21 protein-coding genes are annotated in these 21,354 nt (G+C 60.5%); 3 read left to right on the top strand and 18 right to left on the bottom strand.

Annotation, left to right across the window (positions count from 1 at the left end; genetic code table 11):
• Nucleotides 1–4: 4 nt before the first annotated feature.
• The 17 genes from ABJF10_RS01455 to ABJF10_RS01375 form a co-directional block, all read right to left on the bottom strand.
• Nucleotides 5–673: a formyltransferase family protein gene (locus tag ABJF10_RS01455; RefSeq protein WP_348542731.1), complete on the bottom strand. Its 669-nt coding sequence runs from the start codon at nucleotides 671–673 to the stop codon at nucleotides 5–7.
• A gap of 24 nt (nucleotides 674–697) precedes the next feature.
• Nucleotides 698–1,366, bottom strand: a complete 669-nt coding sequence (locus ABJF10_RS01450; RefSeq protein WP_348542730.1) for a PIG-L deacetylase family protein — start codon at nucleotides 1,364–1,366, stop codon at nucleotides 698–700.
• 1 nt (nucleotide 1,367) lies between these two features.
• Nucleotides 1,368–2,537 carry a UDP-N-acetylglucosamine 2-epimerase gene (neuC, locus tag ABJF10_RS01445; protein ID WP_348542729.1) on the bottom strand — a complete coding sequence of 390 codons (1,170 nt, stop codon included), beginning with the start codon at nucleotides 2,535–2,537 and terminating at the stop codon, nucleotides 1,368–1,370.
• A gap of 1 nt (nucleotide 2,538) precedes the next feature.
• On the bottom strand, nucleotides 2,539–3,192 hold the full coding sequence (locus ABJF10_RS01440) for a class I SAM-dependent methyltransferase (protein ID WP_348542728.1): 654 nt from the start codon (nucleotides 3,190–3,192) through the stop codon (nucleotides 2,539–2,541).
• A gap of 17 nt (nucleotides 3,193–3,209) precedes the next feature.
• The gene (locus ABJF10_RS01435) at nucleotides 3,210–3,896 is read right to left on the bottom strand and encodes a WbqC family protein (protein WP_348542727.1); all 687 of its coding nucleotides are present in this window, start codon (nucleotides 3,894–3,896) and stop codon (nucleotides 3,210–3,212) included.
• Entirely contained in the window at nucleotides 3,893–4,966 is a 1,074-nt protein-coding gene (gene neuB / locus ABJF10_RS01430; protein WP_348542726.1) for an N-acetylneuraminate synthase, read from the bottom strand. The genes ABJF10_RS01435 and neuB overlap by 4 nt, the downstream gene beginning before the upstream one ends.
• A 23-nt stretch (nucleotides 4,967–4,989) precedes the next feature.
• A complete protein-coding gene (locus ABJF10_RS01425; protein WP_348542725.1) occupies nucleotides 4,990–5,790 on the bottom strand; it encodes an SDR family oxidoreductase in 801 nt (266 codons plus the stop codon).
• Nucleotides 5,787–6,515, bottom strand: a complete 729-nt coding sequence (locus tag ABJF10_RS01420) for an acylneuraminate cytidylyltransferase family protein (RefSeq protein WP_348542724.1) — start codon at nucleotides 6,513–6,515, stop codon at nucleotides 5,787–5,789. The genes ABJF10_RS01425 and ABJF10_RS01420 overlap by 4 nt, the downstream gene beginning before the upstream one ends.
• Nucleotides 6,512–7,483, bottom strand: a complete 972-nt coding sequence (locus tag ABJF10_RS01415; protein ID WP_348542723.1) for a Gfo/Idh/MocA family oxidoreductase — start codon at nucleotides 7,481–7,483, stop codon at nucleotides 6,512–6,514. The genes ABJF10_RS01420 and ABJF10_RS01415 overlap by 4 nt, the downstream gene beginning before the upstream one ends.
• 17 nt (nucleotides 7,484–7,500) lie before the next feature.
• A complete protein-coding gene (locus ABJF10_RS01410; protein WP_348542722.1) occupies nucleotides 7,501–9,162 on the bottom strand; it encodes a hypothetical protein in 1,662 nt (553 codons plus the stop codon).
• 18 nt (nucleotides 9,163–9,180) lie between these two features.
• On the bottom strand, nucleotides 9,181–10,098 hold the full coding sequence (locus tag ABJF10_RS01405) for a sulfotransferase (RefSeq protein ID WP_348542721.1): 918 nt from the start codon (nucleotides 10,096–10,098) through the stop codon (nucleotides 9,181–9,183).
• Between the two features lie 95 nt (nucleotides 10,099–10,193).
• Nucleotides 10,194–11,144, bottom strand: a complete 951-nt coding sequence (locus ABJF10_RS01400) for a hypothetical protein (RefSeq protein ID WP_348542720.1) — start codon at nucleotides 11,142–11,144, stop codon at nucleotides 10,194–10,196.
• Nucleotides 11,145–11,181: 37 nt separating this feature from the next.
• Nucleotides 11,182–12,534: an ABC transporter ATP-binding protein gene (locus ABJF10_RS01395; protein ID WP_348542719.1), complete on the bottom strand. Its 1,353-nt coding sequence runs from the start codon at nucleotides 12,532–12,534 to the stop codon at nucleotides 11,182–11,184.
• Nucleotides 12,535–12,538: 4 nt separating this feature from the next.
• Nucleotides 12,539–13,402 (bottom strand): ABC transporter permease, encoded by an 864-nt coding sequence (locus ABJF10_RS01390; protein WP_348542718.1) that lies wholly within the window; start codon nucleotides 13,400–13,402, stop codon nucleotides 12,539–12,541.
• Between the two features lie 91 nt (nucleotides 13,403–13,493).
• A complete protein-coding gene (locus tag ABJF10_RS01385; protein ID WP_348542717.1) occupies nucleotides 13,494–14,390 on the bottom strand; it encodes a hypothetical protein in 897 nt (298 codons plus the stop codon).
• Between the two features lie 238 nt (nucleotides 14,391–14,628).
• Complete coding sequence (locus tag ABJF10_RS01380; RefSeq protein WP_348542716.1) at nucleotides 14,629–15,183, bottom strand: transcription termination/antitermination NusG family protein; 555 nt, start codon at nucleotides 15,181–15,183, stop codon at nucleotides 14,629–14,631.
• The gene (locus tag ABJF10_RS01375) at nucleotides 15,183–15,797 is read right to left on the bottom strand and encodes a hypothetical protein (protein ID WP_348542715.1); all 615 of its coding nucleotides are present in this window, start codon (nucleotides 15,795–15,797) and stop codon (nucleotides 15,183–15,185) included. The genes ABJF10_RS01380 and ABJF10_RS01375 overlap by 1 nt, the downstream gene beginning before the upstream one ends.
• A 140-nt stretch (nucleotides 15,798–15,937) precedes the next feature.
• Here ABJF10_RS01375 and ABJF10_RS01370 point away from each other — a divergent pair, with 140 nt between their 5' ends.
• Both ABJF10_RS01370 and ABJF10_RS01365 read left to right on the top strand, forming a co-directional pair.
• Nucleotides 15,938–17,269, top strand: a complete 1,332-nt coding sequence (locus ABJF10_RS01370; protein ID WP_348542714.1) for a hypothetical protein — start codon at nucleotides 15,938–15,940, stop codon at nucleotides 17,267–17,269.
• A 93-nt stretch (nucleotides 17,270–17,362) separates the two neighbouring features.
• On the top strand, nucleotides 17,363–18,343 hold the full coding sequence (locus tag ABJF10_RS01365; RefSeq protein WP_348542713.1) for a glycosyltransferase family 2 protein: 981 nt from the start codon (nucleotides 17,363–17,365) through the stop codon (nucleotides 18,341–18,343).
• A 314-nt stretch (nucleotides 18,344–18,657) separates the two neighbouring features.
• Here the strand turns inward: ABJF10_RS01365 and cysC are convergent, their stop codons facing one another.
• Entirely contained in the window at nucleotides 18,658–19,269 is a 612-nt protein-coding gene (gene cysC, locus ABJF10_RS01360) for an adenylyl-sulfate kinase (RefSeq protein WP_348542712.1), read from the bottom strand.
• A gap of 173 nt (nucleotides 19,270–19,442) precedes the next feature.
• On the opposite strand from cysC, the gene asnB reads away from it, so the two are divergent.
• On the top strand, nucleotides 19,443–21,341 hold the full coding sequence (gene asnB / locus ABJF10_RS01355; protein WP_348542711.1) for an asparagine synthase (glutamine-hydrolyzing): 1,899 nt from the start codon (nucleotides 19,443–19,445) through the stop codon (nucleotides 21,339–21,341).
• Nucleotides 21,342–21,354 lie beyond the last annotated feature (13 nt).

The raw sequence follows: 21,354 nt of genomic DNA, 5'->3' as shown, positions 1-21,354 counted from the left end.
GAATTCAGGCCTCGATGCGCCCATCGGGCTGCAACGGATGGCGCTGGCCACCAGACTCGAGATAGGGGCCGGGGTAACCCGGGTAATAAGTGGCGCGCACGCGGCGGGCGACTTCCTCGGGCGGCATATCGGGGGTGACGCGGCAGAGGGCGTCGAGTTCGCGCCGTGTGTACGGCTGGCGCTGCCAGGTTTCCTGGCTTTCCGGAAGCGGCTGGCCAGTGAGCAGTCGTCCGATCACTTGATAATAGAGGGTCAGCAAGGCGGCCATCGAGCGGTCCTTCAACAGTCCCACGGAGTCCTGGGGCAACATTGGGAAACGCAGCACGTCGATAATCCGGCCGGTATCGACCCGCGACGCCATATGATGGCAGGTAACTCCGTATTCCTTCCGTTCCTGGTATATGGCGAAGTTATAGCAACCAATGCCCGGATGTTCGGGAGGGCCGGGATGGAAATTGATGGCGGCAATGCGGGCACGGGTCAGCACGGCTTCGGGCAACACCCAGGCGCAGAGAAAGGAGATCACATAATCGCCCGACCACTCACGCACCACATCGGGAAGCGGGTCATGGCGTTCACCATGAGCGACGGTGATGGGCAGGCCGCTGGCGCGGATAAACCGCTCCGCAGCCTGGCACCAAGGGGTGGTCTTGGAAACGAAGAGGATCGACATGGTATTACGGTAAACGAAGGACGATCAGGAAACCTCGCGGATCAGCATAAAGGCTTCCGCGTAATCCGTGGCGATGGTGGCGCCGCGATACCGGGCGAGCGCGCGAATCGCCCCGGGGCCGCGCGGGAGCGGATCGGCATGTAGTTCTGAGGTATAAAGATTCATGATCTCGATCTTGCGTTCGAGATAAGGACTGACATCGATGAAAACATTCGGCGCAAAGTGCCGGTGCAGGAGCGCCGGCGCGGCTTCGGTGGAGGAAAGAGTTTCGTAGCTCAAGACCCGCCGCACGCCGAGCTTCTGCATGTAAAAGGGTTTCAGCACGGACAACGCGGCGGTGAAGATGGCGTGATGGTCGGTGTGGATATCGCCACCATGGATGAGGTAGATGACTTCCGGACAAACGCGGGCCACGAAATTGCGGATGCCATTGATCATCCGGTCGAGCGGCAGGGCATCGAGTTGGGTGGTCGGCAGGCCGAGCTTGTGAAATTCGCGGACGCCATAGGCGGCGGCCACAGTTTCCACTTCGGTCGCCTTGGCGGCGATGGTGGCCTTGTCCCATTGAGGCTCGTGGGTTTGCGTGGCGATAAACCAGTAAAGTTCGTCACCGGAGGCGACGTGTTTCAGCATGGTGCCGCCACAGCCGAGCGTTTCGTCGTCGGGGTGGACAGAAATGACGAGGACTTTCATGTTAGTAAGGCATCATCTTGAGGAGCAGCTCGTGCTTCAGCTCGATCGTGGTGAGGATATCCGCGATGCGTGGCGAAGCATGGCCATCACCGTAGGGGCTGATCCCCGCGTGGACCGCCGCGAGATACTCGCGGTCTTCGAAAACGCGCCGGCAGGCAGCGGCGATCTCGTCCTTGGTGAAATCGACGCGCATCACATTCTGTCCACGATCGCGCAGATCCTGCCGCGGTCCGACGAGGATGGCGGGCTTTTTGAGATAGCCGGACTCGATGACTAGGGATGACGAATTTCCGATGATCGCCGAGCAGCGCCGATAGAGAGCGACGAAGCGGTCGCGGGCAAGATTGTGATAAACGTGCAGGCGTTCGTTTTGCGCGCGCACGCGGTCGATGGCGGTGCGGATGCCGACGTTGCCCGGATCGATATTGGGGTAACTGCACAGCACTGGATGCCCCAGTGCGAGCACGCCCTCGAGCAGAGCGGTCATCTCCTGCTCATCGTGGCCCGACTTCTCGAACATCGTCGAGGGATGCTGGATGATGAGAAAGAAAGGCTGGTCGGGATCGAAGCCAAACTCCGCCGCCAATTGCGGTGACGGCACATCCGGCGTAGTGCGCAGACGGTCGAGGCCCGGCGCGCCGCAAGCCCAGATGTAGGCCGGATCTTCACCCATGCGGATGAGGCGTTCACGGTGGCTTTCACTGGCCGGAAAGTGCAAATGGGAGAGCTTGGAGATGGGCGCGCGCATCACTTCGTCGAGCTCGGAAGCGATGCAACGGTCGCCGCCGTGGAGATGGGCGACATGCAAGCGGAGGCAGTTCGCCACGACGGCGGCGGCGAGGTGTTCCTCGCGGTCCCCGGCTACGAAGAGAATGTCCGGCCGGTTGGTCGCAAGCTGGCGCGTGAGGGCCTCGGCGAGATGAGCGAAGGAGAGCGAACGGCCGACCCACGATTCCGAGGCAAGGAGTGTTTCGAGCCGACCGACGATGGGCACGCCATCCTCTTCGATCTGCCGGATCGCCCCGCCGTGGAAAGGTGAAAGTTGGGCGGAGCCGGCAATCACGCCTACGTCCACCTGCTGGCGCGAGCGCAACTCGCCGATCACCGGAGCGATCAGGTCGTAATCCGATCGCGCGGCACTGAAGAAATGAATGGAACGGCGCTTTCCCATGTCAGCCGAGAACGAGGTGAGGGTGCGTGTCGATGAGCGGTTCGCGGTAGAGCGTCACACTCAGGGCATTGGGCAGGAAATCGTGACGCAGGACGACATAAGGAGTGATGGCCAGCGCCATGGTGAGGATTTCCTCGGCGCGCCACGGCTGGATGTGCGGATCAAATTTCTCGTAGCGATCGGTGAGCAAATCCACATGGGCCGCGCGACGGCAGAGTTCGAATTGGCGGCGCGTGACACCTTCCATCAGCTCCCGCCCTCCGGGCATGCGCACGTTATGAATGGAAAAGGCCAGCGTGTAATCCCAGCGCTGCTCCGTGGACCATTCCAGGACGTTGCGGCACTCGAAGTGGCCACCAAGGAAGCGCGACCGGCAGTGCTCGACCATCTCGGGTGTCAGGTCGACGCCGAAGTATTCGCCGGCAAAACCGCGCTGCGACAGATGATCGAAGAACCCCCCTGCTCCACAACCAATATCGAGCAGGCTCGCGCTGGCAAAATCATGATGCACCAGGAAATTCTCGAAGCGCATGCGTTGCGCGCGCGAACTCATTTCGATCCGCGCGCAATCATCCCCCGCCGCAGTGGCTTTCTTTTCCCAATAAGCGCGCGTGCCGGCGAGGCCGGCGGCGAGCAATTCGTTTGGATCCGTCACAAGGAGAGGAATGAGGCTTACCCGCGCCGTCCGGCGAGCATGAATTCACGGGCTTGCGGGCCGGTGTTCAGCAGTAGATCGAGCGCGGAAAGATCCGGCGTGAACTCCGCCGGCGAGCACTGCGGATAGGGTTCGTTTTGGTAATCCTGATAGCGGAGCTTGAGGCCGTGGGACGCAAAATTCTCCTCGGTCTGGTAGCTCCTGGCACCACCACCGGAGAGGTATTCCGTGGCGCCGAGAGCTTGGCAAATGGCGATGACGAGATCCTCTTTCGCGCCCGTGATCGCCAGTTCTGAGGCGCACACGCGGTGGCAGCGGAGGCCGAGTCGCTCAAACATCCATTCGGTCACCGCGATGTTCAAGGCGGCGAGAGACGGCCACTCCTGCTCGAGCAAAGCGCGCAGCTTGGCATCGAAATCGGCGGCAAAGGGTGCACGGCGGTACTCCTGCTCGATGGTGCGAATGTGTTTGCGCGGCCACACCCGGTCGGCAATCGGCGTCTCGCGAATCGTCAGGTCGAGACTGGCGCGCACCGGCACGGTCAAGTAGCGCGGTCCCTGCGCGGTGAGGATCTGGTTGCGATTCTGCACGCCGTTTTTTTGAAACTGGACGTTGTCGAGATAGACGAAGACGTCGCATTGGTCGGCCTTGTCGCAATACGGAATCCACGGCAGGTACTGCGGCTGGTGAATGGCCACGATCATACGGCGAAATCCTCGTCGCGCACGAGAGCGCCGGCGGTCACGGGGGCGGCGGTGCGCCGTCCAAGCAGGGAGCGTAAACGCGCCGGCGAAACTCCACTCCCGGGACGCAGGGCGATGAAATCCCCTGCGCTCACGGTCCGACCGGCTTCTGCGGCGATGCGCCAGTGCAGACTCTTGCGGCTGATGGGAATGTTCACGATCTCGCCGCCGCGCGGTTGTTTCACCCCGTCACCGAGGGCGGCTTCCGTCTCGCGGATGGCGGCGATCATCTGCTTGAGTTCCGCCGGTTCGAGCGAGGCGCGATGGTCCGGACCGGGCAGCGTGCGGTCGAGCGTGAGGTGTTTCTCGATGCACGAAGCCCCGCGCGCTACGGCGGCGACGGGAATGTGGATACCGAGCGTGTGATCGGAAAAGCCGATGGGCACTTGGAAAGAAGTCGATAGCGTATCCATGGCGCGCAAGTTCACGTCCGCGGGATTCGTCGGATAATCCGTTACGCAATGGAGAATGATGACGGCGTGTCCCCCAGCACCGGCCATGGCGTGCATGGCTTCCTCGACCTCGGTGAGATAGGCCATGCCGGTGGAAAAAATCACCGGGAGACCGAGGCGCGCCAGGTGTTCCAGAAAAGGGATATTATTGACGTCGCCCGAGCTGGTCTTGAACGCCGCCACGCCCAACTGGGCGAGCATGGACGCACTGTCTTCATCAAACGGTGTGGAGAGGAAAAGGATGTCTCGCTCCGCGCAGTACTTCATCAGCCCATGATGATCTTCCTCGCGCAACTCGAGGCGCCGGATCATCTCGGCCTGCGATTCCTCGTGATCGGTGGTCTTTAATTGGTAATCCGCCTTGGGCGCGATCGGGCTCACAAGCCGCTCACTCTTGAAGGTTTGGAACTTCACCGCGTCGGCGCCGGCGGCGACCGCGGCGTCGATGAGCGCGCGGGCCATGGCCATGTCACCGTTGTGATTCACCCCGGCCTCGGCAATGATGAAAGCCGGTCGGCCGGGTCCGATTTCACGCTGCTGAATCCGGACGATGGAGTCGAAGCTAGTCGAGGGGGTCATGGGATGATGGCGAGAGATCGATGTTACCAGACGGTCCAACCGCCATCGACCATCAGGTTTTGCCCAGTCACATATTGGGAAAGATCGCTGGCGAGAAAGGCGATCGCACCTTTGATGTCCTCCTCCACACCCATGCGCCCGAGAGGCGTGCGCGCACTGTAGTTCTTGATGAAGCCTGCCGGTTGCTCCGCCAGAATGCCACCGGGGCTGATCGCATTGACCCGCACGTGCGGGGCGAGAACGGTGGAGAGCCAGCGTGTCATTTGCAGCATGCCTCCCTTGGTCGTGCTGTATGCGGCCGAGTTGCCCATTTCCATGCCCTCGTAAATGCGCAGGTCCGGCGCGGACACGCCGTAGATGGAGAGGAAATTGATGATCGAGCCATGACCGGATTGGCGCAGCAGATCCGCGCAACGCTGCACGAGAAGAAAGGGCGCCGTGAGATTCACCGCGCAGGCACGTTGGAACAGGTCGCCGGACTGCTGGCCGAAGGCGCCGGCCCATTCCACGCCACTGGCACCGGCCATGGCGGCGGCATTGACGAGGATGTCGAGTTTTTGGAAGCGCTCCTCCACCGCGTCGCAAGCGGCGTTCACTTCAGGCGCATGCTCAAGATTCACGACCAATGGCCAGGTCTCGACGCCGTGACGCTCGGCGAGCGAGCGGGCGACTTCCTCACAGCGCTCGCGCTGCATATCGAGCACGATGATCGTGGCTCCCAATTCCGCAAGCGTCTCACACACGATGGGACCAAGCTGGCCAGCCCCGCCGGTGACGAGGGCCACGCGACCGCGCAAATTCATGAGTTCAGCGACGGATTTCATTTCGAGTGGGCTCCACTTTGACCGGCTTGGGTGCGGCGTTGGAGAAGAAACTCCGCCATCGCCAGGTCGTCTTCGGTATCGATGTCAATCGACCGGGAGGCCGGGACTTCGACGGCTTTGATCCGACCCGCAAAGAAATTGGGTGAGCTCAGAATGTAGTCGAGACCCGCCACGTCGGCGACGGTGGTGACATCGAAAATCGGCGGGACATCCTGGCGGCGGGTCGGTCCGCCCGCTTGCGCCATGACCATGTGCGCGTAGCCGTCGGGAGCGATGCGCACCATGTTGAAGTAAGGATTGCGCTGGGCTTCGCGCACGGTGATCACTGCGTCGGTGGTAACTGGATCGAAGGCACGAATCGCCGCGTCCACATCCTCCGCAATACGCAGGGGAGAAGTGGTCGGCACACTGACGAGGGCACCGATCTCCGCGCCACCGGGTTCGGCGCGCAGGAATTGCACGGCGTGTTTCCAAGCCATCCATTCCGACGCCTGGTCGGTGGCCAATTCCGCCGGGCGCATAAACGGGATTTCGGCGCCGAATTGGCGCGCCACCTCGGCGATCTCCGCGTCATCGGTGGAAACGATCACCCGGTCGACCAAGGTCGCGGCCTGCGCCGCTTCGATCGCGCGGCCGATCAAGGGCTTGCCTCCGAGCAGCCGGATATTTTTTCGCGGAACTCCCTTGGAGCCGCCACGGGCGAAAATGCAGGCGACAACCTTCATGAATCGAACGGGCAAACGGGCTCTTCGCACCGCGAGACCGAGGAGGCTCGCGCGGCGTCGCAAACGGCGACGGCCCACAGCGCGTCGTCGAGAGTAGCGAGATGGGGATCATCCATGGCACCGAGAAACGCAAGATCCTGGGCGAGGACCATTTCATCGCGCGCCTGGGTGGAGATGAATTCCTCGGATTCCGTCGGAGTCGCGAGGGCCACGCGGCTGCGTATCCCATCCCACTCGAGCGTGCCGAGTTCGCCACGGGCGATCATGCGCCGGCAGGGCGGACGGCTGATGTAATCCAGCCGGAGCGACACGGAAACACCACTAGGGGTGATCCAGAAAAGATCCGCTGCTTCCTCGGCGGCGATTTCCAATCGACCGAGGTTGCTCAGCGTCGCCTGCACTTTCGCGGGCCAGCCGAAAATCCAGCCTGCGTAATCGATCTCGTGAATGACATCGCGGAGGACACCGCCTTCATCTGCCCGGGCGGAATAGGATTCGCGGTAGGGACGGTTCGGCCGCCAATCCGGCAAGTACGACTGGGCCTCGATGCGCACGGAATGCACCGCGCCGATCCGGGGCAGCCACGAGCGAAACTGGCGCAGTGATTCAGAAAAACGCAGCGTGCAGCCAACAAAAACGCGGTTCCGGCCGGCGTTGGCCGCGACCCGGATGCGCCGCGCTTCGGCGAGGGTAGAGGTCAGCGGCTTTTCCACGAGCGCATCCATGCCGCATTGCAAGGTGGCGAGAGTATCTGCCTCGTGAAGTCGCGTGTCGCTGGCCACGATAGCACGCGTCGCACCGTCGCGAGCGGCGTCGGCGAGTGAATCGGAGACGATGAACCCGAGGCCGCGCAGCTCGGCGCCGCGCTCGGCCCGCTTGGGCACGGCGGCCACGGCCTGTCCATCGTTCCGGAGGACGGAAAGATGACGGAAGCCGATGCTACCGGTGCCGATGACGACGGATTTCAAATTCGGAGTGGTCAAACCTAGACGCTGCCGGGCACCTCACCGCGCAGATAGCTGTCGTAATACGCTTCGATCTCCGCTTCGCGTTTTGGCTCGGGCTCGTGGATGAGCCGATCGTAACCGGTCGGCACAGAGGTCAACGCTTCAAAATCCACATCCTCGTAAAACGAGAGCGGCAGCGGGTTGGCGCCGGAGCTGTGCTGGTCGCCATGGTAGAAGTAGTTCATGTAGACGTACTCCGCGAAGTCATCCGGCTTCGGGGTAATCGTCAGGCGGTCCGCACGGGCGATGAGGTCGGTATATTCCTCCACCGTTTTCGGGTGATGGTTGAAGTCGTAGGCGATGTGCCGGTTGTCGCCGGCATTGACCACCGGAATCCCCATTCGAGCGAACTCGTGCCCGGCGGTGCCATACATGGTGAACATGGCGTTGATCCCCTCCTTGACGATCTGGCGGTTGGAAGTACTGGGCGGGAGGAAGGTGATCTTCGGGAAACGCTCCTGCAGTTTCTGGAACGTCGCGAGATTGTTGACGTTCAGCATCGACCGGGCGGGATCCCAGGAGGCGGGATGCGGCTTCACGTACCACTCGAACGGTGTCTCGGAGGCGCGCTCGAAGAGGAAGCAGGCCCACTCATAGAAGTCGGGAAAGAGCATCCAACGAAAGCCGTGCGGAGCATCGAAGAAATCGTGCATGAGCACTAGGATGCGCGGCTTGCCGGTGTCGGCGAAAAGTTTCCCACTCGACTCGCCGAAGGCGGTGTTCGAGCCGAGAGTGAAGCGATCCGGTTCGCCGGCCAGCTTCTTTTCGAGGTGCAACCGGCCCTTCTCGCGGCAGCGAATCTGTTCCTCCTCCGGCATGCTGCGAAACAGCTCGCGGTATTCCGGGTACGGCCAGTGGAGCCGGGAGTTCTGCTCCTCCGCCCCGGGTTCGCGATGCAGGCGATAGAGAAAAAAGTCCGGGCCGAAGCTGACGAGATGCACCGGCACCCCTGCACGCACCATGACGCGTGTGATCACTCCGCACTCATGATAGCTATAATCGTCGGTGATAAAGCCGGCGACTTTCTTTGCCTTGATATAGTTGGCCGTGGCGACGAAGACCATCAGCGCCTTGAGGATGATCTCGCGCAGTCGCGGGTCGGTGAGAATCACCGTCGGCTCCACGTGGTAGCGCAGATAACTATCGTAGACGAGATCGCCGATCTTCAGGCCTTCGTAGTGCAGGTCCACGAGGTCCCACTTTGTCTTCAGGCTGGCAAACATCTCGTCGGCCTGCTTCTCGAGTTGCGGGCGGACATCGCCGATGAAGGAAGCATCGAGCCCCACGCGCGCTCCGCCCGCGGCGTAGACCTCCTGGACCAACTTGCTGCACCGGGTGGTGATTTTGAAGGTCTCGATGCTCGAGCCCGTGCGGCGGGCCAGATACTGCGCGAAGTGCAGATTGCAGTAGGTGGCGATCTTGTGCGGGAACAGCCCAAGCAAGACGACGGAATCGTTCTTCGCCACCGGCTTCTGCGGCCATTTGCGCCGGCAGAATTTCATGAACCGGCGGGCGGATAATTCGCCTTCCGAAGTATGCAGCTTTTTCTTCAGCCAGGCACGGCCGCGGGACAGGAATTGCGAAGCGTTTTCCAATGCTCCGGCAGGTAGCGTCGGAGAGTTATCCTGGGCAGTCTTCATTTCGTGGGGAGCAGCCATTTAGATCGCGAGGCGGGCGCACCGACGGTGGATTTCGAGCGCCTCTTCGCGGATGTCCTTGGAGACGCCTTCCGGGACGATGTTGCGCGGGCTGCGCTCGCGGATCTGGCCGATGATTTCCGCGGTCTTCACCCCAAACTCGAGGCCGAGACGTTCGGCGAGCAGCGTGGTGATTTCCGTCGGACGTTCCATGAGGGATTCGTAATTGATGATGAGGGCATTCGGCAGCGCGAGTAGGGCCTCGTACTCGCAACGATAGAAGTCGTAGCAGCGATCGAAGCGCGACAACTTCAGCCAGCGCTCCACGGCGCTATCGGGAAGCTCCACGGGCACCAGTTCGCCATCCACCTCGCGCAGCATACGGCTGTCGCGATGGTTCAAAGTGCCAGCGTACCAGCCTTTGCGATCCATCGAAATGGCCACCGGGTCCGGCTGGCGCAACATCACGACCACGCGGGTGTCGGGATACAATTTCTGCAGGAGCGGGATGCGCGAGATGATATTGGGCAGCTTGTAAGCGATCGTGCCGTTCAGGCCCGCGTCGAACATCTCGGCGAAACGACCCGATTTTTCAAAGCGCCCGAAGACCTCTGCGAAAGGCTTGGCCTTCAAGATCGATGAATCGTCGTGCGGATTGAGATTCATGAACCGGCCGGCAAGGCCGTTGAGCATGAGTTCCTCGAAAGCGTACGACTCGTAGAGGAGCTTCGCCGCTTCGTCCGGCAGGCGGTCGAGCAGCAGGAAGAGCATGAAGAGCGTCGCAGGCTCGAAGCCGTACTCCACCCCGCGCATGGAATGGAGCAAGGTGCCGACCAGGGTCGTGCCGGTGCGCACGGTGCCAGTCAAGCAGACGGCACGACCGACCATTTCGCGTGCGCGAGGGTCGGTGAGCGGCATCGAGGAAGTAGGCGAAGTCATAGAGCGAATGCGGCCGCGAGGAGCGGCGCCTCAACGGGGTCAGTTCGACGCGCGATGGCGAAGTCGGATCCCGGAACATTTCCGGGCCATTGAAATCAGGCCGGGATATGAGAGACGACCATCTTCTGCGGATTCTCGAGTGGAGTCGTGACCTTGACGAATTCATCAATGTCCGCCGCCTTGTAGAAGGGGAAGATGCCAACCACGCGTTTTTCTCCCTCATGCACGCGGCTGCCCATGTGATAGCATCGGTGGGTGCTGACGAGGAAGACCGTCATCTTCGGCCCGAAAATGGGTTGAACGTCCTTGGCCAGTTCGGATTGTTCGATCTGCTCGTCCTCGATGCGGCCGGGGAAGAAGGTGTTCTTCACCTTGCGCGAAGCCTCGACGGGCAGGATCGTGAGCGGCCCCTGCGCCACCGTAGGCACATCCGTAAAATAGACCCACGCCGAGACGGCCTCATCGCCGCCGGTGGTGTAGTCGAGATGCCACTGTTGCGACGCGCGCAGGGCTTTCTTTTCGATCTTCACGTGCCGCGATTCCTGGATGCCCATGGGGTTGAGGAAGGGCACGGAGCCGAAGTGAGCGCTCACCGCCTTGATGATGCTTTCCTGCAAGACGAAGCGCAGGAGGATGTGATCGGTTTTGTAATCGGCATCATCCATGAGCGAGAAGAAAAACGGATGAGACGGGGAGGCCGTGGCCACTTCGCTGCGCTTGGTGAGCGTCTCGTCGTAAAAACTCTTCAGCTCGGCGAGTAATTGCGGGTCGACCTCCTCGGTGAAGTAGGCGAAGCCGTTCTTCCTGAGTTCCTTGACCCGCGCGGCGATCGATGGCTTCAGGTCCTTGGTATATTCCTGGGCGGCTTTGCGGCGGATCATCACGTCGCCCAAGTTCTTCACCTTGTAAGCGATCTTGCGGACGTGGCGCATGGGGCCGCCGTACCCATTGATATCGTTGACCAGCATCTGCATGCGATAGTGCGCCTTTCCGAGGGGATAGCCCATACGGCGATGCAGGTCCTTGGCAAGTTGAACAGGGGTCATAGTCATCAGGTGGTTGGGTGGGCGGTGATATAGGGGCTCAAATTGACAATTTTTCAACTGGATCGGTCTTCCCGAGGATCGGCGTGACTGGGTCCGGAGTCGCATCGGTTTCCAAGCGCCACTGGCCCTCCACGAGACAAGATCCATCATGGATGGAGGGAACGCGGCCAGTCCCATAGAAGTCTCCGCCGTCGACGTGCAAATCGACGGCCGCCTCGAGCTGGTCGAGCAGGATCGAGCGATGCGCTTGCGTGCGGATGAGGTAATCGAGGCGATACGAGCCGGCGGGCAATGGCAGCCTTTTCAGCCGGCAGACCAAGGCCCCGCGAGAAGGCAACCCGGAGCCGAAGCTATCGTCGGTATAAAGGTTGCCGTGCCGGAACAAGGGGATGTCGAATTGATTTTTGATGTCGATATACACCTTCAACTCGGGCCACGACTGGCCGGTATGGTTTTCAAAATGGAGGAAGATATCGACGTCCTGTCCGGTGGCGACGGTGGTGATGCGTTCCCCATCGGGCTTGCGCATCTCGATCGCTACCACCCGCAGGTCTCCGCTTCCCTTCCGGCCCTTGCGGTCCCGAAGGTCACCGGTGAAGTGCCCGAAGCTGTCCGCATAATGGCCCAAGGCTTCCGTTTGTGTCCCTTGGAAGACCACATGCCCGCCATCCAGCACCACCCCGCGCGTGCAGAGGTTTTCCACGGCAGCAGCCTGGTGACTGACGAACAGAATCGTGCGACCTTCGCGCGCCACTTCACTGACTTTCCCGAGACATTTCTTTTGGAACGCCGCATCGCCGACCGCGAGCACCTCGTCGATGATGAGGATCTCCGGTTCAATATGTGCGGCCACGGCAAAGGCCAGGCGGACCATCATGCCGCTGGAATAACGCTTCACCGGTGTGTCGATGAATTTCTCCACGCCCGAGAAGTCCACGATCTCGTCGAACTTCCGGTCAACCTCGGTCTTGCTCATCCCCAGGATCGCCGCGTTCATGTAGACATTGTCCCGGCCGGTCAGTTCCGCGTGAAATCCGGTGCCGACTTCGAGCAGGCTGGCAATGCGACCCTTGATCAAAGCGCGCCCTTCGGTCGGCGCGGTAATTTTCGAGAGGATCTTGAGGACGGTGGATTTGCCGGAGCCATTTCGCCCGATGATGCCCACGACATCGCCGTCGCGGATTTCCAGATCCACGTTTTTCAGCGCCCAGATTTCACCGGACTCCGTGGCGTGCGCGGTTTTCACGGGATCTCCCACCGTCGCGAAGGGATCCGGCTTACCGCGCGCGCGGGCCCAAAAGCGCTGCAGGTCCTCATAGAGCATGCGGCGGTTGATGTCGCCGAGCCGGTAACGCTTCCCCAGATTCTCCAGTTTGATGACAACAGACATGTGACTAGACGGTATCCATGAAGGTTTTCTCCGCGCGGGTGAACATGACGAGCCCCACAAAGAGCAGGACCGCAGTGACTCCCGCACTGATGGCCAGTTGCCAGATCTCGACCATGCCGCCGCCCAGAAACGAGAAGCGCAGGGCTTCGATGATCGGCACCATCGGATTGAGAATGAAGATCCACCGGTATTCCGGGGAGATCGTCGAAAGCGGATAGACGACGCAACTGGCGTACATCCAGAGCTGCGTGCCAAAGGAAATCATGTAGGCGAAATCGCGGAAGCGGGTCGTGAGGGCGCAGACGATGCAGCCGATGCCGAGGCCGAGAGCCGCCATCTGGACGAGGAGGATCGGGAGGATGATCACGCGCCAGTTGGGATGCACATCCGCCCCTTGCCACCAGTAGAAGCCAAAGAGCACCAGAAAAACGCCGAACTGGATGGCGAAGGTCAACAGGTTGTTGAGGATCGTGGCGAGCGGCAGAATGAGTCGCGGGAAGTAAACCTTGCCGAAGATGCCGGTATTGCCCGAAAACGTGAGTGCCGATTTACTGAGGCAGGTGCCGAAGTAGTTCCACGCCGTGACGCCCAGCATGAAGAACAGAAAGGTCGGCTGGCCGTTGGTGGAAATCCGCCCGATGCGGCCGAAGACCACGGTGAAGATGAGCGTGGTCATGACCGGTGGGATCACAAACCAGAGCGGGCCGAGCACTGTCTGCTTGTAGCTCGCCACGAAATCGCGGCGGAAGAAGCGCAGGATCAGGTCGCGATAGCGCCACAGTTCGCCGAGCCGGAAATCCAGCCAGCCCCGATCGGGCAAGAGGACTTCCGTCCATTCACTGACGTTTTCTTTTACAGGAGTGTCCATTTTACGCGTTCAGTTTTCGGGGGACGAAGCCGGGCGATCACGCCGGGGCGCGTTGCCGATCAAGTTTGACTGACCGTCTTCCGCGACGGTCCTAAATACCGAGAACCAGCTTCTCTACTTCGGAAAGCTGCCCGGTACCATTGATCCCATTGATGCCATTGTCGCAGGGAAAGAGACTATTGCGGGTGAGGAAGGTCGCCACATAGGTCACGCGCCGATGCCCGGTCGCGAGCCTGCTGCCGCAATGGTAGCACGCCCGGGTGTCGATATAAAAGGCGCTGCCGCGCTTGCCGAAAATCTGTTTCACTTCGCCAGGCTCGAGGCACTCGGCGATCGTCTCGTCCTTCACCCGACCAGGAAAGAACGTGTTCTTGATCTTGGCCGAGGGGCCGGGCTCCACGTAGGTCAGGGGCCCGTCCTCCGGGGTGTTGACGTCCGTCAGATAGACCCAGAGCTTGATGGTGCGGTGGTCGGCGTAATCGCGGTGCCAAAGCTGGGAGGTTTCGTAGGCTGGCTTGCCGGTGCTGAACGAGACGGAGATGTCGACATCCGCGAGGTATGGCACCTGGCCGAAGTAGGCTGCCGCCAGCTTTAAAACCGGCTCCTGCAACGCAAACCGCACGAGAATACCATCGATTGTTTTGTCCTCTGGCGTCGTCAGATTTGCCCAATAGGCGATCATCCGGCTTTGCAGGTCGGGGTTCTGGGCGAGCTTGCCTTGGCAATACGTGTCGAGTTCGGCCAAAAGCGCGGGGTCCAATTCCGTCAGGGCGTCGGCGTAACCCTTCTCATTGAGGGTATCCAATTTGGATTGGAGTTCCGTCGGGAAGCTGCGCGTGACCGCACTGGCCCGGGTCACCCGGCGCAGAGTATCGATCGGCCGGCTCAGGTTGAGAAAACCTTTGCGCAGGTAGCGGAAAGGGCTGCCCGGGGCGGTAATGTTGCGGCGCAGGCCACGCGCTTTCTTCAGGAGTTCGTTTGGATTCATAGACTTAAGACATAACGGGTATGCCGGGTTGGTCTAATCAGTGGTTGTACTTACTCCCCTATCCTAATGCGCCTGTTTACCGCAACCCCATTTAACGATCCGGCCAAGCTGCCGCCCTTGGTCGTTCGCGGGATTTTTTGTCCCACGAGACTTTCGATCTGCTTCTTTTTGGAAGCGGGTTTTCACTTTTTTTTCTGGCAGCAAGCAGCGACACTGCGCCGGGCTCACCGCGGCCAAATCAAATCAACAGCGGAGCTTCTTTGAAGATCGCCGTGAGGGGAAGGTTCACTTCCGTAGCACCGCCTAATACTTCGAGAAGGATTTTGACCCGCTCGCGGGCTGGGAGCAGGTGCTTGACCACGCCGGTCTGCCCGCGGAAGGGTCCTTCGACGATCTCCACGTCGTCGCCTTCCACGATGCTGAACGACACCGTCTTCAACTCGCTGTCCTGCATGTAAGCCCGCAGATCGTCCAGGGCGCGGTCCGGTATCGCCGGCACATCGTCGCCAAAGCGCACGATGCCGCTCACCCCCTGGCAGGAGCGGACGCGGGCGTGCCAGCGCGTCATGGCAAAGCGGGCAAACAGATAATTCGGAAAGAGGGCTTCTGTGAACCAAACCAGGCCACGCCGGGTCGAACGCTGGATCTTCACCCGGGGACAGAACACTTCGATCTCCTCGTATTGCCGCAGATGCGCCGCGGCGATATGCTCGTGCTTGGGCTGCGAGCGGAGGCAGTACCATCTTTCCTCCAAGGACGAAGATTCCACCGTGATGGGAGATTCCGAACGCATCAGACGACGAGGAACTTCAGCAGCCACGGCAGCATGGCCTGACCTTTTTCATGCCAGTGGCGCAGGCGCGCCAGCCGGTTCGCGGCAATTTCCCGTTCTTCGGGAGAGAATTTCGTGACCAGTTGTTCCATCCGATCCAGGCGGCGGACGCCGCTGTCGAGATGGGGCTGCAATTCGCCCTTGATGAAATTGGTGGCGAAACGGCTCAAGTCCATTTCGGCTACGTAGTGATCGCGGCGATCCGCCGGGGCGTAGACGGTTTTGACGGCGCCAAAGGAACGGAGGAGCTTCAAGCCTTGGCTGGCCGATCCTTTGCTCATGTTGAGCCGATCCATGAGCGTTTCCATGGGCAAGGCCACGGGAGAAACGAACAGGAGCCCGTAGAGTTCGCCGACAGATTTGGGCATTCCCAAGAGCCGGATCAGGCCGATGAACAGGTCAATCGCCTCGATTTCCAGTTCAGAAAGCGCTGGCGCACCTGCACTTGCAGGGGCATGGACCGGCGAATCGAGTTCGGTTTCAGCAGGCATGAGCGGGGATGGAAACCAATTTCGATCAAACTGTCCAGAAAAAAATGAACAAACCATCCGGCCTGTCTGCCGATCCGGCGACACAAACTCGCTGGGTTGATGAAGATCAGACGATCAGGCCTTTTCGCGCCAACCAAATTCTATTGAGGGGGTACCCCGATGTCGCTATTCGTGAACTCCCTTACGGGAGCTTTCACAGGGATCTCTCGCAAAAGGCATAAACCATGGCCAAGCCCACCGTTCATATTGTTCACCACATCGATACCGAAGGACCGATGTGTGAACCCTTGGATGAATTGTTCGAGAGAATCGGGAGCATCCTCGGGCATCCCCTGAACCTAGAGCCGAACAAGGAGAACCTGAAGAAGCTGCAATCACCGGGCTTCGTCTTCGTGGATGCCAAGACGGATGCCCTGCTGAAAAGGATCGTCGATCCTCAGTTGTTGAATTTCAAAAAGGACCGGGAGGAGGTGGAGGAAATGCTCGACCGGATTATGACCCCGGAATACCGGAGTCGGTTCCAGGACAGCTTCGGCCAGGGTTGGGTCTACAACTGGCATGTGCTCGACCATGTAGGTTTTGAAGCCAATCCGCGCTCCCGAATCCTGGGGTATGGCGCGATCTTCGATATCTACCAGAAACGGCTAACCGACCGGGATTCGCTGCAATGGCACTTTCACCCGGTTCATTTCGATCGAGCCGCCCATATCAGCGCGATTTCCTACCTGAACTGCGCTTATGAACTGCAGCAGGTGATGTGCAGGCGGTTGATCGACCACCACTGGTTCCCGGTGGTGAGCCGGGCCGGCTTTCATACCGTCCGGCCCGATAGCAATTGGTGGCTGGAACAATGGCTGCCCTTCGACGCCAGCAATCAAGCGATGGCGGGCGACAACACCAACTTCAAAGACAACATCGATGGCCGCTTTGGGGATTGGAGAGGTGCCCCGGACGACTGGAGCCTCTACCATCCGGATTGGAAGGACTGGCGTAAGAAAGGCACCATGAACCGCACCATCTCACGGTGCCTGAACATGAACACGCGCCTCCGGAACATCGACAGCCATGAACTGACGCGCGCGTTTCACCTGGCGGAAACGACCGGGAGGGATGTGTACGTCGGGATCACCAACCACGACTTCCGGGAGATGTCGGTGGAGATCGAAGATTTCTACGCAATGCTGCAAGCCGTTGCCGCCCAGAAGCAGAATGTCGATTTTGCTTTCTCGAAAACGGTGGACGCTTTCCGGAAATGCTGCGGCTTCGCCGAGGGCGAAATCCAGAAGAACAAAATCGAGTTCAGCCTGCACTTAACGGACAATGCCCTGAAAGTGCAGCTCACCAACGGCGCGCTCTTCGGTCCCCAGCCTTTCATCGCCCTTCTGACCAACGATGGAAGATATCTCACCGATAATTTCAACTTCGGCGAAATCGGCAGTAATGCGTTTTACTATACTTTCGATCATCTCACGGTGCCGCTCGAAAATGTGAAAACCATTGCGGTCGCTTCCAATGACCGGTACGGCAATACCTGCATCCAGCGGATCGATTTCTAATGCCCCGCCCGGCGGGCCGTGGGTCGGAACGCGTATTCGCCTCTTGCCCATCCTGCCCCACCTCCATTTAATGCCGCCCTTTCCTGCGTGCTGATGATCTCGGTCACCGTCCCAGTTTACAACGAAGCCGAAGCGCTCCCCATCCTCGCCGAACGTGTCACCACGGTCCTGGGCCAGATCGGCCAGCCTTGGGAACTCATTTTCATCAATGACGGCAGCCTGGACGGCAGCGAAGAAGTCCTCGACGGTCTCGCCGAAAAGAACCCCGCGATCAAGGTCGTCCACTTTCGTCGCAATTACGGCCAGACCGCCGCCATGATGGCCGGCTTCGACTTCGCACAGGGCGACGTCATCATCCCCATGGATGGCGACCTGCAAAATGACCCCAGCGACATCCCTCGCATGCTCGCCAAGCTCGACGAAGGCTTCGACGTCTGCTCCGGCTGGCGCAAGGACCGTCAGGACAACGCCCTCCAGCGCAATATCCCGAGCATCATGGCGAACCGCCTCATTTCGTTCGTCTCCGGGGTCGAGTTGCACGACTTCGGCTGCTCGCTCAAGGCCTACCGTGCCGACGTCATCAAATCCGTCCGCCTCTACGGCGAGATGCACCGCTTTCTACCCATCTACGCTTATTGGCACGGCGCGAAGATCACGGAAGTCACGGTGAATCACTTCGCGCGCACCACCGGCCACTCCAAGTACGGCCTGGAGCGCGTGCTCAAGGTGCTGGCCGATCTGCTCGTCGTGAAGTTCCTCGATAGCTACGCCGAGAAGCCCATGTACGTCTTCGGCGCCGTCGGGCTGCTCTCGTTTTTCGTCAGCTTCATGGCCGGCGGTTCCGCGGTCTACCTCAAGCTCTTCGCGCACAAGTCCTTCATCGAGACTCCCCTGCCCCTCCTCTGCGTCATGAGCGCCCTCACCGGCATCATGTGCTTTCTCATGGGTCTCCTCGCCGAGATGATCATGCGCACCTTCTACGAGAGTCAGGGCAAGAACGTCTACTCTGTGCGGTCGATGCGCAATATCGAACCCGCCGCAGTCAAGCCCGAACGAGTGGCCGCTGCCTACTAGGAGGTCGCCCTTTTGGGCGTGCGGGCCAAATTTTCCGCAATGGAGCCAATGGAACCAACGGAGCGATGCACTTTTTGCGGCGTGTCATGGCATACTTCCCCGCATGAACATCGACGATTCCCATGACGCCCGCCACCGCAGGGTCGCCCACTTCCCGGCGGCCATTCGCCAGGAACTTAATGAATGTCCTCGCCGAGAGTGGCGAAGAAAAAGGAGCCGATTTAAGGTGCCTTAAGCCCAGTTAAGGCGATTTAAGGTGCGAGATTTTTAAAATGGCAGCCGTGACCGCCAATCCGACTGGTACCAGCGAGCGGTCAAGACGGATCGAGACGCAGGCGCGGGACCAGGCTCTCGAGCATCAAGGCCAGGCAGGCTTCGATGCTCAGTTCGCCCGTGCGGACCCGGATTTCCGGATTCTCCGGCGCCTCGTACGGGGCATCGATCCCGGTAAAGTCACGGATTTCCCCGGCGCGGGCCCGCCGGTAGAGGTCTTTCCGGTCGCGCTGCTCGCAAACATTCAACGGTGCATCCACGAAAATTTCCACGAATTCGCAGCCCCCGGCGCGGGCCACTTCGCGAGCCACCTGCCGGTCCTGTCGATACGGCGAAATCAAGGCGATGATCGCCACGTGACCGGCGCTCGCCAGCAGGCAACCCACCTCGGAAGCACGCCGGATGTTTTCCGTCCGGTCCTCATGCGAAAAACCGAGATTCGAGTTCAGCCCGTGCCGCAAATTATCCCCGTCCAACACGAAAGCATGCAAGCCGCTGGCAAAGAGCTCACGCTCCAGCCCCCGCGAAAGCGTCGATTTTCCCGAGCCCGAAAGGCCGGTCAGCCACACGACGCAGCCCTTGTGGCCCATGCGGGCCCACCGTTGTTGCTGCGTGACCTGGCCTTCCGACCAGAAGATGTTTTCGTGTGTCATGGGAAAAAAGCGGCCTGATTTGCGTCATCCTGCGCCGCTTTGGCAAGAAACAATCCCCGCCGGCAACCCGCCGCAAATGTCACCCTTTACTTCCCGATTCTGATTCCCAGATACTCATTTCGAATGCCCGCCGCTTTGCTTCCAACCCGCCGCATTTTCGCTCGCCCGATGCCATGTGCGGCATAGCCGGCTTCGTCGGCGTTGGCGACCGCGCCGTGCTCCAGCGGATGACCGACGCCATTCGCTATCGCGGCCCCGACGCCGAAGGCCACTGGACGGAAGAGAGCAACGGTGTTTACCTCGGCCACCGCCGACTCGCCATCGTCGATCTCAGCGGCGGCGCGCAGCCGATGTGGACCACCGACGGCAGCGTTGGTGTCATCTTCAATGGCGAGATCTACAACCACGCCGAGCTACGAACCGCGCTCAAGGCCGCCGGATGCCAGTTCGTCACCGACCATAGCGACACCGAAGTCCTGCTCCACGGCTACCGCCAGTGGGGCGACGCCTTCGTCGAGCGACTCAATGGCATGTGGGCCTTCGTCATTTACGATCGCGAAAAGAAACGCCTCTTCGGCTCGCGCGATCGCTTCGGCAAAAAGCCTCTCTACTATTTTCACGAAGGCAACAGCTTCGCCTGGGCCAGCGAACTCCCCGCCCTGCTCGCGCATCCGCAGTGCCCGCGCGACCTCTCCGCGCTCTCGCTCAAGAAATACTTCGCCTACGCCTACATCCCCGCCCCGCGCAGCATCTACGAGCGCGTGTGGAAACTCCCCGGCGGCCATTCCTTTTCCTACGACCTGCGCAGCGGGGAATTGAAGACGTGGCGGTATTGGGAGTTTGTTTTGGAGAATCAGGAAAGCAGGAAAGCAGGAAAAGAATCGTCTGATTTCCTGCTTTCCTCATCTTCTGATTCGTCTCTCGATGCGTTGTGCGAAGAGATCCGCGACACGTTGGAGCGTGCGGTCAAACGCCGCCTCATGTCCGACGTCCCACTCGGCGTCTTCCTCAGTGGCGGCATCGATAGCTCCGCCATCGCCGCGCTCGCCGCGAAGCACGTCCCCGCAGGACAGCTCAACACTTTCGCCATCGGCTTCAACGAACCCAGCTTCGACGAAAGCGCACACGCCCGTTTCGTCGCCGAGCGCCTTGGCACCAAGCACCGCGAAGAAATCCTCGATCTCGATAAATCCGTCGCCCTGCTCCCCGACATCATCGCGAAACTCGACGAACCCCTCGGCGACGGCTCGCTGCTTCCCACCTACCTGCTCTCCCGCTTCACCCGCCAGCACGTCACCGTCGCGCTCGGCGGCGACGGCGGCGATGAACTCTTCGCCGGCTACGATCCCTTCCGCGCCCTGCAAAAAGCCGAACTCTATTCCAAGCTCGTCCCGCATCCCGTCCACGAGGCCATCCGTCTCGTCGCCGCGCGCCTCCCGGTCTCGCATCAAAACATGAGCCTGGATTTCAAGATCAAGCGCACGTTGATGGGCCTGAGCTATCCGGCACCGCTCTGGAATGCGGTGTGGATGAGCGCCCTCGAGCCACGCGAGCTCGCGCAGCTCTTTCGCGAACCGACCGACGAGGAAGAAGTCTATAGCGAAGCCATCGAGGCTTGGGACCGCTGCGCGCAACCCAATATCGTCGACCGCGCCCTGCAATTCTGGACCAACCTGTATCTCCAGGATGGCATCATGGCCAAGGTCGACCGCGCCAGCATGATGAACTCCCTCGAGGCTCGCTCCCCGTTCCTCGACATTGAATTCGTCGAACTCGCCCGCCGTATCCCCTGGCAACTCAAGCTCCGCGATGGCCAGACCAAATGGATCTTGAAAAAAGCCCTTGCCGGCCTGGTCCCGCCCGAGATCATTGAGCGCCCCAAGAAAGGTTTCGGCATGCCCATCGGCCGCTGGCTGCGCGAAGGCCGTTTCGAGTTCGACCACGCCCGCACTTTCCCTCACCTCGACGTCGCTTTCGCCGAGCGCAAGCACGCCGCCCACATGTCCGGCCAGAGCGACGAGCGCCTCTTCCTCTGGAGCTACTGGCTCCTTTCGCAATGGATGAAGAAGTGAGGCTGCGGAAATA

The sequence above is a fragment of the Chthoniobacter sp. genome (assembly GCF_040003245.1).
In the GTDB taxonomy this organism is placed as follows: domain Bacteria; phylum Verrucomicrobiota; class Verrucomicrobiia; order Chthoniobacterales; family Chthoniobacteraceae; genus Chthoniobacter.
Note: the sequence above shows the minus strand (reverse complement) of the source record. Positions and strands in the feature narration are given on the sequence as shown.